This window comes from uncultured Eudoraea sp., from assembly GCF_947260015.1.
Classification (GTDB): domain Bacteria; phylum Bacteroidota; class Bacteroidia; order Flavobacteriales; family Flavobacteriaceae; genus Eudoraea.
Genome location: NZ_CAMYOM010000006.1, coordinates 1 through 11,677 on the forward strand (window position 1 = coordinate 1; position 11,677 = coordinate 11,677).

The 11,677-nt window shown below is 37.2% G+C and carries 12 protein-coding genes; 7 read left to right on the forward strand and 5 right to left on the reverse strand.

Features of this window, described 5'->3' with window-relative positions; all coding sequences use genetic code 11:
• Positions 1-72: 72 nt before the first annotated feature.
• The 5 genes from Q0X66_RS04695 to Q0X66_RS04715 form a co-directional block, all read right to left on the reverse strand.
• Complete coding sequence (locus Q0X66_RS04695; protein ID WP_297703710.1) at positions 73-939, reverse strand: AraC family transcriptional regulator; 867 nt, start codon at positions 937-939, stop codon at positions 73-75.
• A gap of 156 nt (positions 940-1,095) precedes the next feature.
• Positions 1,096-2,298: a hypothetical protein gene (locus Q0X66_RS04700; protein WP_297703712.1), complete on the reverse strand. Its 1,203-nt coding sequence runs from the start codon at positions 2,296-2,298 to the stop codon at positions 1,096-1,098.
• Positions 2,299-2,396: 98 nt separating this feature from the next.
• On the reverse strand, positions 2,397-3,314 hold the full coding sequence (locus Q0X66_RS04705; RefSeq protein WP_297704031.1) for an EamA family transporter: 918 nt from the start codon (positions 3,312-3,314) through the stop codon (positions 2,397-2,399).
• A 106-nt stretch (positions 3,315-3,420) separates the two neighbouring features.
• On the reverse strand, positions 3,421-3,786 hold the full coding sequence (locus tag Q0X66_RS04710) for a TfoX/Sxy family protein (protein ID WP_297703714.1): 366 nt from the start codon (positions 3,784-3,786) through the stop codon (positions 3,421-3,423).
• Between the two features lie 49 nt (positions 3,787-3,835).
• Positions 3,836-4,876 carry an MBL fold metallo-hydrolase gene (locus Q0X66_RS04715; RefSeq protein ID WP_297703716.1) on the reverse strand — a complete coding sequence of 347 codons (1,041 nt, stop codon included), beginning with the start codon at positions 4,874-4,876 and terminating at the stop codon, positions 3,836-3,838.
• A gap of 144 nt (positions 4,877-5,020) precedes the next feature.
• Here Q0X66_RS04715 and Q0X66_RS04720 point away from each other — a divergent pair, with 144 nt between their 5' ends.
• The 7 genes from Q0X66_RS04720 to Q0X66_RS04750 are packed head-to-tail and all read left to right on the forward strand — an operon-like array spanning position 5,021 to position 11,656.
• A complete protein-coding gene (locus Q0X66_RS04720) occupies positions 5,021-5,632 on the forward strand; it encodes a TetR/AcrR family transcriptional regulator (RefSeq protein WP_297703718.1) in 612 nt (203 codons plus the stop codon).
• A 3-nt stretch (positions 5,633-5,635) separates the two neighbouring features.
• Entirely contained in the window at positions 5,636-6,889 is a 1,254-nt protein-coding gene (locus tag Q0X66_RS04725) for a TolC family protein (RefSeq protein WP_297703720.1), read from the forward strand.
• Positions 6,886-7,785 (forward strand): HlyD family efflux transporter periplasmic adaptor subunit, encoded by a 900-nt coding sequence (locus Q0X66_RS04730; RefSeq protein WP_297703722.1) that lies wholly within the window; start codon positions 6,886-6,888, stop codon positions 7,783-7,785. Before Q0X66_RS04725 ends, Q0X66_RS04730 begins: the two co-directional genes overlap by 4 nt.
• The gene (locus Q0X66_RS04735) at positions 7,785-8,687 is read left to right on the forward strand and encodes an ABC transporter ATP-binding protein (RefSeq protein ID WP_297703724.1); all 903 of its coding nucleotides are present in this window, start codon (positions 7,785-7,787) and stop codon (positions 8,685-8,687) included. The genes Q0X66_RS04730 and Q0X66_RS04735 overlap by 1 nt, the downstream gene beginning before the upstream one ends.
• Positions 8,687-9,415, forward strand: coding sequence for an ABC transporter ATP-binding protein (locus Q0X66_RS04740; protein ID WP_297703726.1), 729 nt, complete (start codon positions 8,687-8,689; stop codon positions 9,413-9,415). The genes Q0X66_RS04735 and Q0X66_RS04740 overlap by 1 nt, the downstream gene beginning before the upstream one ends.
• A 13-nt stretch (positions 9,416-9,428) precedes the next feature.
• Positions 9,429-10,535, forward strand: coding sequence for an ABC transporter permease (locus tag Q0X66_RS04745; RefSeq protein ID WP_297703728.1), 1,107 nt, complete (start codon positions 9,429-9,431; stop codon positions 10,533-10,535).
• Complete coding sequence (locus tag Q0X66_RS04750; protein ID WP_297703730.1) at positions 10,535-11,656, forward strand: ABC transporter permease; 1,122 nt, start codon at positions 10,535-10,537, stop codon at positions 11,654-11,656. The genes Q0X66_RS04745 and Q0X66_RS04750 overlap by 1 nt, the downstream gene beginning before the upstream one ends.
• Positions 11,657-11,677 lie beyond the last annotated feature (21 nt).

Consider the following 11,677-nt stretch of genomic DNA (forward strand, 5'->3'; position numbering starts at 1 on the left):
TTACAATGCAAATTTGCAGCTATAACTTATTACTTATTTGTTTGAAAAGGATTGTAATTTGTTCCAAAAGGATTATGACTTTACCTCACTTGGCCGAAATCCATATTTTTTAATAAACGCATTGGAAAAAGAACTCAGGCTTTCATAACCAACAGACCATGCCGCCTCCTGTATGGAAACATCCTTTGAGCTTAATATCTCATGCGCTTTTATAAGACGCTCATTCTGCAGGTATTTGTAAACAGGAAAACCAAAAAGCTCTTTAAAATTCTTTTTGAGCTTAAAATCGTTTAATCCAATGAGTCTTGAAAGTTCGGCAATAGATGGAGGGGTCTCCATGTTTTTTGAGAGTATTTCCCGGGCCTGATACAACTTTTCGCGCTCGGTATCTTTTAGAGAGGTGTTATTATCCTTTTCCATAGTTGAAGCTTTTGCAAAGAAATGAGACAGTAATTCTGTAACCTGACTTTTCAAAAAAAGCGATTTGGTTGCCCCTTCGTAGGTATTGGTGAAAATTTTATCAACCGCATTTTGCATGTTATGATCCATAAAAAAAATGGGACCCTCTACGTAATCACTGGTAGGGTTTATAAGTTCATTTACGTATTCTGAATAGATTTCGCGTTCTTCATCAGGTAATTGTTTTAAATTTTTTAAACTGTACAAGATGACCACACAATGTAGTTTTTTGGTTTCCGAAATAGTGTGGATAAAATCTACATTCTTATTCGCAAAGAAGGACATGGCCAGCCCCTTTGTATTGTTATAGTTCTTTTGAAGGGCACCGTGTCTTACATTCAGATCTACGTTGCCCGATCCATAGAATGCAAAGGCAATTACATCTTCATCAAAACCGCAGGTATCAATAGTCTCTTCATTAGAATCGGCATATTCCAAAAGAACTAAAAAGTCGTTTATATTCAGGAAATCTCTTGTCATACTAAATACTAAGATACTGAATTAGGAAATTATGGCTACCCTACCCCACGTTAGTGCTTCTAAATCAGAGGCTATTACATAAAATAACTCAAAATCCCGGAAATGCCGTTATACTGATTTCATCTGTAATAACTTCTAATAGAAAAGTGCTCCTTATTATTGTTTCTGTCCTGATTCCAGATAAACCAGTTTGCCAAGCTCGGTGCAAAAGCTCTTTTGGTCCTCATTGGATTGATATAGTAAGGGATTCTTTCTTGAAAAAGCTATTGCGAATAGATTATACTGCACCCTCTCCAGCATTCTTTGAAATTCAATACCACCGTCGGCGTATTTATCATTAAGTTGGGTTATTTTTTTCTCCCACCATTGCATATCAATTTTGTCCGGCTCATTATAGTCTGTTGTAAAACGCTCATAAAAAGTGCTGGTCCATTGCTTTTCTTTTTCCAATGCTAAAGTTCTGTCCTTTAGAGCTCTTTTATAAGAACTCTCTTTTTTAATAACTTTTAAGCGTGCCGAAACGGTATCTAATGTATACAGGGAACCATAAGTGGATAAGACACGCTCGTAATTTTCTACAGCTTCTAAAATATGGCCATTGGCCTCGGCTTTTTCTGCTATTTCATAATTGTGTCTATAACTTCTAAATAGTTCATTGTCTGTTTTTACTTTTATGCCCTTTTTATGAGCCTCAATATCCAGCCAATCAAAGGCCCTTGCAATCTCTTCAGCAGGGGGCCAACTATGACCACCTTCGAACGTAATCAGGGTATGATCCTGGTTTATTTCTTCCTGATAGGCCTTAATACCAAGCATTTCACGATAATTCATGTCCCTGATACCGCATATGCCCACATACGAGAATTCCTGTTTTGGGAGAATTGGCGATGGTGCTTTCCACAGCCCGGCTCCACAAGCAATCACACCGGCAATATTGCCGGCGGCAAAAGCTAAAGCCCAAGCCAACCGAGATCCTCCTGAAAAACCTGCAAAATACATTTGATCTTCATTGATTTTAAAACCGGAAAATACATGGTCGAAAAGGTTGGCAGCAATATTTAAATTCCGTTCATAAGGCCCATTCTTGGAGTTATTTGAGCATACCAGAATATGGCCATAAGTCTCAGAAGCCTCTATAAACGTTTGAATACCAAGCCTTCCCCGGGCTGCGGGTTCGAAAATAAAAAGTATAGGAGACGCCTGGGAGGCTACAAAAGATGTGGGCAGGTAAAGTGCAAAAGTCTCATTGCTGGTATTGGATACAGGGATGGAGTCTGTTAGCTTGCCTGGTTCATAGGTTTGCTGAGCATTAAACTGGGTAACAACTCCCAGTAAGAATAGGCACAAAATGAGTCTCATTATTCAAATAGGAATTATGATCTATAGTTACTAATTAGTTATTTAGACAATTTAAAAAATGTTTTTGACATTCCTATCCATTAAATCTCCTATATAAGCTACTTTTTAAACCTTGATAAAAGGGCTATTTTCTTTTTGGTATTAATAAAATATACCCCGGTAAGCAAGATGCTGGCAGCTAGTATGGATTGCAGGGTAATGGGTTCATTTAAAAAGTAACTCCCCAGGAACATGGCCACTATTGGGTTTACATAGGTATTGGTAGCCACCTTTTCCGGGGAAACATTTTTTAAGAGATAATTAAAAGAGGTAAAGGCCACAATACTGCCAAAAATGATTAATAAAAGCATGGACCAGTTGGTTTCTGCACTCCAGGTATTTGGAAGGCTCCAGGTTTCCCCAAAAGCCAGGCTCATAAGGCCCAGCATTAGCCCCCCGGTAAACATCTGGTAGCCGGTATTCACAAAAAAGTTCTTTGGGAAATCGGCACCGGCCACAAAAAGGCTGCCATAGGCCCAGGCCAGCATAGCAGAAAAGATCATACCTATTCCCAACAAAGCGTTTTCCTGCTCCAGGACGGCTTTTTGGTTAATAAGCAAATACATTCCTATGATGCCAAGAAATATTCCGATTAAGGAAGTGGATTGTATTTTCTTCCCCTGCAGGAGCCACATCATTAAAAGAACTATAAGGGGTTGGGCAGATATCTCCAATGCCGCAAAATTGCTATCTACATATTTCAGGGCCCACACCACTACCCCATTACCAAAACTAAGGAAAAGGAAACCGGCCAGGATAGTATTCCCAAGCTGTTTTCTTGTAATCCGCAGGCTTTTTCCCAAAAGGGCAGCGATGCCAAAAACAAGAAGTCCGGCTGTCGTAAAACGAACCCCGGCCAGCATAAACGGAGGTAATTCTGCCACAGCTATTTTGTTAAGTAGATAGGTAGAACCCCAAATCACATAAATAGCGAAAAAAGCGCTTATAATTAAGGGGACATTCCGTTTGGACTCCATATGCTTTGCAATAGAAAGCAATATTAGCTTTTTGAGACTATATCATAAAGGATTTTATTTAAATAGTTAGATCATCAGACAAAAAAGATATCGCTGATTTGAACTATTAATTTCTTTTTTTCCTGCTTGCTTTGGCAAGAGGGTTAAATGCCAATGTAAGTTTTATCCAGTACTCCAAATCCTCATCCAGGTCCCAGCCATCCGGAGTTACATAAATATAACCCTTCATTGGCCTCCCCGTAAAGTCCATGGGCAGGCATTCTGCTTTCTCAATTTCTTTTGTATAAGCCTCCTCTCCTATTCTGGCCATCAGGAGACTGTCGCCATATTTTTTATCGATATGGATGCCACAAAGCATTTTATCATCTACAGAGAATAATAGCCCGCCCATCATTTTTTTTGTGTTAAAGTCAACACCAATACTTTTCAGTATCTTTCTTATTCTATCTGCTAAATATTCATCGTATGCCATACTGATCTCATTTTTTGCCTCACTAATTTACTGAATAAATAGTAAAGGATTAGTGTATGTCATCCCACCATCTATGCCTTATGTCTTCGTGATACGAATGCATGGCTCCCAGGAAAGGATGATTGTATAATATATTTTGTTTAATGGCTTCCTGCACAAACCGATCAACCGGATCTTTCCAGGAATGTTGCGCCAGTGAAAAACCACCCCAATGAACCGGCATAATTTTGGTGACCCTGGCATCAAGAGCCGCCTTTACACTTTCTTCAGGAAACATATGTATCTGGCGCCAGTTTTCATTGTACTGTCCGCATTCCATAAAACCGAAATCAAAAGGCCCTAATTCTTCTCCGATATCTTTAAAATGAGAACCATAACCGCTGTCTCCGCTAAACCAGATATTTTCTGTGTTAGTCTTAAAGGCCCAGCCACCCCAAAGTGATTTGGCCCGGTCTGTAAGTCCCCTCCCTGAAAAATGCCGCGTTGGGGTAAAGGTTATATCTATGGTATTAAAACTTTGGTTGCCCCACCAGTCAAATTCTGTGATATCCTTTTTAGGAATGCCCCATTCTATTAAATGACGGGCAACTCCCAGCGCCACAAAATAGTGTTTCACTTTGGGTTTTAATTTTTGAATACTCGCAAAATCTAAATGGTCGTAATGATCATGAGAAAGCAAAAGAAGGTCAATTTCAGGGAAATCATCAATCAAATTCAGGGTGTTATTACTAAAGCGTTTTACAGGAAAGGGGGCAATTGGAGCTGCATTGGGACCTAACATGGGATCTATGAATAAAGTGAGGCCATCCATTCTTAGAAATACCGCCGAATGCCCATACCAAATATACTTAGCCTGATCTGATGGTTTTAAAAAAGCATCTTTATCAAATGCGGTGATGGGTATTTTACTCAGGGGTGCCCTCCCCTCCTTTTCACAAAACTGTTTATAGAGTAATTTAGGTAATGTCTGAAAATTTATGTCCATTTTGGTTACTTCCAAATTGTCAAATTTTGTTCCGTCCCAGTGTTTAGACGAAGCATAGTTTTGTAGATCTACTTTGGAGGCTCTCGCACCAAATTGTTTTCTCATGCTTAAATTATTTGGGGAATATTATGAAGTTGCAGTTTGCGTTACAGAATGTGAAATTATAAAAACAAAATTTAATGTAATTAGATAGCAATGTTGATCTTTTTTATATATTTGTTAACCATATGGTTAAACTAAATAGTTAAGATGGCGCAGAAGAAAGATACAAACACGGAGCATATCATATTAAAAGCCGCCAAAAGGGTGTTTCAAAATAAAGGTATGGATGGTGCACGTATGCAGGAAATAGCAGATGAAGCAAAGATCAATAAGGCCATGCTCCACTATTACTACCGAAGTAAACAACTGCTTTTTGAAGCAGTATTTAATAATGCTTTCATGCTCCTGGCTCCGCAATTAAACGCCATATTAAATGATGAATCATCTGTTGAGGAGAAAATTAGAAACTTTACGACAAATTATATTTCATTTATAAGTAAACACCCTTATCTGCCTACTTTTATAATCCAGGAACTCAATAGGAATCCCGATTTTGTTTTAAAAATGAAAGACAAAAAAGGATTTCCCAATATTGAAAAATTTAAAAAAGAGATTAATGTTGAAATCCAAAAAGGAATCCTCAAACCTATAAAGGGAGAACAGCTATTCATAAATATTATGGCTTTAAATATATTCCCGTTTGTGGCGGCACCTTTAATAAAGGCCTTTGTAAATATAGATGACAAAGGGTATAAACAACTTGTAGAAGACAGAAAAACAGAAGTCGCAGACTTCATTATTAATTCCATAAAAGCTTAGCAAATGAAACAATTAAGTAACTATCTGCTTGTGCTGATGTCTTTGGGTGCTTTTGCACAGGAACAACTAACATTAAATGATTGTTATGATTTGGTAGACATCAATTATCCTTTGGTACAACAAACTGACCTATTGGAAAAGCAAAATACAATAGAAATAGAGGTCATTGAAACAGAAAGACTTCCACAATTAAATTTGGCCGCACAGGCAACCTACCAGTCGGAAGTTATCGAAATCCCCCTGCCGGACACAGGGATAGTACCACCTAATAAAGACCAATACAAGGCTACACTTACAGTAAACCAGTTGATTTATGGAGGTGGATTGATTAATTCGTCAATTGATGCACAAACTGCAAGCCTAAAGACAAAACAAAAGCAGGTGGAGGTTAATTTATATCAATTAAAAAAACGGCTTAACCAACTGTATTTTTCGATTTTATTACAACAGGAAAACAGGGCGCTGTTAGAGGCAAAAAGGGAACAACTAATAGCGAAGCTAAAAGAAGTGCAATCAGGTATTAGGAATGGTACACTGCTACCCTCATCCGATAAAGTTCTGGAAGCAGAGCTATTAAAAATTAATCAGGGTTTTATTGAACTGGATTTGAACAGGGCTAGTTTGCTTCAAACCTTAGGATCCCTTATTGGCAGAGAGATCTCCTCTTCTACCCTCTTGCAGAACCCTGAGATCACAACAGATTTGAGCATGGAATTATACAGACCCGAACTGGAATTATTTCAACTTAAAAAAGAACAAATAGAAACATCAGATCAATTACTGTCCAGACAAAACCTGCCCAAAGTGTATGGTTTTGCCGATGGCGGTTACGGGAATCCGGGATTAAATCCTTTAGATAATTCCTTTCAGGCGTTTTATGTTGTTGGTCTGAAAGTTAACTGGAATGTATTTGATTGGAATGCCACAAAAAAGCAACGTGAGTCCTTGTCCATAAACAAAGACATCATAGATACCGAATCCAATGTATTTAATCTCAACACCAGCATTGAGCTACAGCAACAACAATCTGAAATTGAAAAAATTTCGGGTTTTATTATTTCAGATATCGAAATAATTAAGTTGCGAAAAGAGGTACTTAATGCGGCAGATTCTCAATTGAGAAACGGAGTGATTACTTCTTCGGCCTATATCACGGAACTAACCAATTTATACACAGATGAAAACACATTAATCATGCACAAAATTCAATTAGAACTTGCAAAGGCAAACTATAATATAATTCAGGGACAAAAATGAAACATAAAACAACGTATATACTGGGAATAGCATTTGTACTGAGTATGTCATCATGCGGCGGTGACAATGGCAAGGCAGATGGATACGGAAATTTCGAAGCCACAGAAATAACTATTTCTGCAGAGAACAACGGCAAGCTCATGCAGTTCAATGTAAAAGAAGGTGACCTTCTTGATAAAGGGACTTTTTTGGGTTATATAGATACCATTCCACTGTCCCTGAAACGAGAACAATTGCTATCCTCAAAAGCTGTAGTCTCTTCCCAGTCTAAAAGTGTATTGTCCCAGATTTCCGTATTAAATGCAAAACTTAAAACCGCAAATGCGAACAAATTACGGGCAGAAAATCTCATTGCAGACAATGCAGGAACGCAAAAGCAATTAGATGATATTAATGGTGAAATAGATGTGATAAAACAACAAATTTTAAGTGTTGAAATCCAGAATGCACCCGTGGTTAATGAACTAAAAAGCATTGATGTGCAATTAAGGCAAATTGATGATCAGATTGAAAAAAGCAAAATAATTAACCCGGTTAATGGAACCATTTTAACTAAATATGCGGAGCCTTATGAGATTACGGCTTTTGGTAAACCGCTTTACAAAATTGCAGATTTGAGTACCATGAAATTACGGGTCTATATTAGTGAGACCCAATTGGCCGGGATCAAAATAGGACAGGAAGTTACGGTTAAAATTGATGATGCAGATGCTATGCAATCTCATATTGGGAAAATTAGCTGGGTAGCTTCGGAAGCAGAGTTTACTCCAAAAATCATTCAAACCAAAGAGGAACGCGTGGCCCTGGTCTATGCGGTAAAGGTGGATGTGCCTAACGATGGTAGCTTAAAAATCGGAATGCCTGCGGAATTATGGATCAATACTAAAAGCAACTAATGAGTATTGTTGTTGATGGCATATCAAAATCCTACAAAAGTCTAAAAGCTTTAAACAACATCTCATTTGATGTAAAAGAAGGTGAGCTCTTTGGTTTAATTGGTCCGGATGGAGCCGGCAAAACTACTTTGTTCAGAGTATTGGTTACACTTTTATTTGCCGATGAAGGCAAAGCCACTGTTGCCGGTTTTGACCTTGTAAAGGATTATAAAATCATAAGAGAGAGTGTGGGTTATATGCCCGGGAAATTCTCTTTATATCAAGATTTAACGGTGGAAGAGAATCTGAAGTTCTTCGCCACAATTTTTGGGACGACCATAGAGGAAAACTACGAGTTAATCGAGGATATTTATGTGCAGATTGAACCCTTTAAGAACCGAAGAGCTGGTAAACTTTCCGGGGGAATGAAACAAAAATTGGCTTTGTGTTGTGCACTCATTCATAAACCAACAGTACTTTTTTTAGATGAGCCAACCACTGGAGTAGATCCTGTGTCCAGAAAGGAATTCTGGGATATGATTAAACGCTTACAACTAAAAGGGATAACTATTTTAGTGTCTACACCATATATGGATGAGGCGGCCTTATGTGATCGGATTGCTTTGATTCAGGATGGAATTATACTGCAAATAGATTCACCCGAAGCCATTTTAAAACAATATCCAAAATTAATTTATAATGTGCGCGCGGATAATATGTATCAATTAATTCAAAGTTTAAAGTTATACGAACATAGCCATAGCGTTTATCCATTTGGCGAATTTGTGCATTATACAGATAAAAGAACCTACTTTAATCCAAACGATTTGAAGCTTTATTTAGCTGAAAAATTGTTGACCAATATCACAGTAGAAATCACAGAACCCACCATAGAAGATGCTTTTATGGAATTAGCCAAATAATGGAAGATAATAAGGTTATAGAAGTTAAAGGTTTGACCAAAATGTTTGGAGATTTTACAGCTGTAAGTGCCATTACTTTTGATGTAAAAAAAGGTGAAATATTCGGTTTTCTTGGGGCCAATGGTGCGGGCAAAACCACTGCTATGAAGATGTTGATTGGAATTTCCAAACCAACAGCAGGTGAGGCAAAAGTTGCAGGGTTTGATGTGGCGTCAGAAGCAGAAGACATTAAGAAGAACATTGGCTATATGAGTCAGAAGTTTGCCTTGTACGACGATTTAACGGTTAAAGAAAACATTACGTTTTTTGGGGGTATTTATGGTCTTACGAGAGCAAGAATCAAAGAAAAGACCAATGGACTTATTGAAGAATTAGGATTACAGCATCATACCGATAAATTAGTGGGTTCACTACCACTGGGTTGGAAACAAAAAATAGCCTTTTCTGTATCTCTGTTACACGAACCAAAGATCGTATTCCTAGACGAGCCAACAGGTGGAGTAGATCCCATTACCAGAAGGCAGTTCTGGGAAATGATCTACAAATCAGCAAACAAAGGAACGACCATTTTTGTGACAACACATTATATGGACGAAGCTGAGTATTGCGATAGGGTTTCAATTATGGTAAATGGTAAAATTGAAGCTTTAGACACACCAAAAAGGCTTAAAGAACAGTTTAATGCCGAAACAATGAATGATGTGTTTTTAAAATTAGCAAGAGGATAAGAACGGCAATGATATGAAACGATTCAGAGGATTCATCATTAAAGAGTTTTATCACATTTTTAGGGATAAGCGATCACTGTTTATTCTCTTTGGAATGCCTATAGCCCAGATTTTGTTGTTTGGTTTCGCCATTACCAATGAAATAAATAACGTGGATATTGCTGTTTTAGACCATTCAAAGGATGCTAGCTCGGAAGAAATAATTAATAAAATTTCGGCATCCTCATATTTTAGTATAGATCAGTTTATTGAGAGAGAATCTGATATAGAAACTGTTTTTAAGCAAGGAAAAGTTAAGGCAGTTTTAAACTTTGAAAAGGATTTCAGCAAAAAAATAATCAAAGAAAACAAAGCCTATATACAGATTATTACTGACGCCACAGACCCCAATACAGCAAATACAATTTATAATTATGTGACAGCAATTCTTCAAAATTATCAGCAGAGTAAAAATAGAAATATTACAACTCCCTATCAGATTACTCCTCAAACACGAATGGTTTACAACCCTGAACTGAAAAGCGTTTTTATGTTTGTTCCCGGGGTTATGACCATTATTTTAATGCTCGTCTCTGCAATGATGACCTCAATTTCAATAACCAGGGAAAAAGAATTAGGTACCATGGAAATTCTTTTGGTTTCTCCTTTAAAACCCATCCAGGTAATTGTGGGCAAGGTGGTGCCCTATATTTTTCTATCGGTAATAAATGCCATTGTCATTGTTGTTTTAAGCATTTTTATTTTCAAAATGCCTGTTGAAGGGAGTCTGTTTTTATTGGGATTGGAAAGTGTGTTGTTTATAATTACTGCATTGGCACTTGGTATTTTAATCTCCACAATAGCTACGACACAACAAACAGCCATGATGATTTCTTTAATGGGGTTAATGCTTCCGGTGATCTTATTATCAGGTTTTATTTTCCCTATAGCCAGCATGCCGTTCATCTTGCAAATCATCAGCAATATAGTACCTGCCAAATGGTTTATCATAATTATAAAAGGAATCATGCTTAAAGGTGTCGGGCTTCAGTTTATTTGGAAGGAAACCTTGATTTTGTTTGGAATGACGGTGTTTTTTATTGGGTTGAGTGTTAAGAAATATAAAATCCGATTAGAATAATGAAGACCATTGGATATATCATACAAAAGGAGTTTAAGCAGATCTTTCGAAATAAGGGGATGCTTCCTATTATCTTTATTTTACCGCTGGTCCAACTCGTTATATTGGCAAATGCGGCTACTTTTGAAATTAAAAACATCAAATTTGCCTATATAGATAATGACCATTCGACAACTTCAAGGGAGTTAATTGAAAAGTTTGATGCATCGACCTTTTTTAATGTCCTGGCCAACTATTCTTCCGTAAAACAATCGAATTCCGCAATGTTAAATGGAGATGTGGATGTGGTTCTGGAGATACCATCTTATTTTGAGCGTGATTTGCTAAAAAAGAAACATAACAATTTAGGACTTACCATAAATGCAATAGACGGAGCAACAGCGGGTGTAGAAAGTGTTTACGTGAATCAGATTATACAAAGTTTCAATAAAAACCTGAGAATTGAACTAATGGCGGCTCCGGATTTATTGGCTAAACCAATAAACATTACATCCATTCCTTCCTTTTGGTACAATGAAACTTTAAATTATAAAACCTTTATGGTACCAGGAATATTGGTATTGCTGGTAACAATGATTACCCTTTTCCTTTCCGGGATGAATATTGTGCGGGAAAAGGAAATTGGTACTTTGGAGCAAATTAACGTAACACCAATAAAAAAAAGTGAGTTTATTATAGGAAAACTGTTCCCATTTTGGGTAATAGGTATGGGATTGTTAACCATTGGACTAATCATTGCAAAACTCATTTTTGATATTCCCATAGTGGGTAGTTTAGCCTTAATGTATGCGTATACTTCTATTTATATTTTTGTGGTTTTGGGGATAGGATTATTTATTTCTAATTACACAGACACCCAACAACAAGCCATGTTTATTGCATGGTTCTTTATGGTGATTTTTATACTAATGAGTGGCTTATTCACACCAATAGAGAGCATGCCACAATGGGCACAGATAATTACTGAATTTAATCCTATAAAATATTTTGTTGAAGTCATGCGAATGGTAATGCTAAAAGGCTCGTCTTTTAACGATATATTACCTCAATTCTTAAAGACCGTGCTTTATGCTCTGGTCATGAATGCACTGGCTGTCTGGAGTTATAAAAAAACCAATTGACAAGGAGTTTATCGCGGTAAG

What these genes read in the sequence shown, in the direction of transcription:
- Q0X66_RS04725 (WP_297703720.1), top strand. Translation starts at nt 5,636, where the DNA reads ATGAAACAATTAAGTAACTATCTGCTTGTGCTGATGTCTTTGGGTGCT.
- Q0X66_RS04745 (WP_297703728.1), top strand. Translation starts at nt 9,429, where the DNA reads ATGAAACGATTCAGAGGATTCATCATTAAAGAGTTTTATCACATTTTT.
- Q0X66_RS04705 (WP_297704031.1), bottom strand. Translation starts at nt 3,314, where the DNA reads ATGGAGTCCAAACGGAATGTCCCCTTAATTATAAGCGCTTTTTTCGCT.
- Q0X66_RS04730 (WP_297703722.1), top strand. Translation starts at nt 6,886, where the DNA reads ATGAAACATAAAACAACGTATATACTGGGAATAGCATTTGTACTGAGT.
- Q0X66_RS04740 (WP_297703726.1), top strand. Translation starts at nt 8,687, where the DNA reads ATGGAAGATAATAAGGTTATAGAAGTTAAAGGTTTGACCAAAATGTTT.
- Q0X66_RS04715 (WP_297703716.1), bottom strand. Translation starts at nt 4,876, where the DNA reads ATGAGAAAACAATTTGGTGCGAGAGCCTCCAAAGTAGATCTACAAAAC.
- Q0X66_RS04750 (WP_297703730.1), top strand. Translation starts at nt 10,535, where the DNA reads ATGAAGACCATTGGATATATCATACAAAAGGAGTTTAAGCAGATCTTT.
- Q0X66_RS04700 (WP_297703712.1), bottom strand. Translation starts at nt 2,298, where the DNA reads ATGAGACTCATTTTGTGCCTATTCTTACTGGGAGTTGTTACCCAGTTT.
- Q0X66_RS04720 (WP_297703718.1), top strand. Translation starts at nt 5,021, where the DNA reads ATGGCGCAGAAGAAAGATACAAACACGGAGCATATCATATTAAAAGCC.
- Q0X66_RS04735 (WP_297703724.1), top strand. Translation starts at nt 7,785, where the DNA reads ATGAGTATTGTTGTTGATGGCATATCAAAATCCTACAAAAGTCTAAAA.
- Q0X66_RS04695 (WP_297703710.1), bottom strand. Translation starts at nt 939, where the DNA reads ATGACAAGAGATTTCCTGAATATAAACGACTTTTTAGTTCTTTTGGAA.
- Q0X66_RS04710 (WP_297703714.1), bottom strand. Translation starts at nt 3,786, where the DNA reads ATGGCATACGATGAATATTTAGCAGATAGAATAAGAAAGATACTGAAA.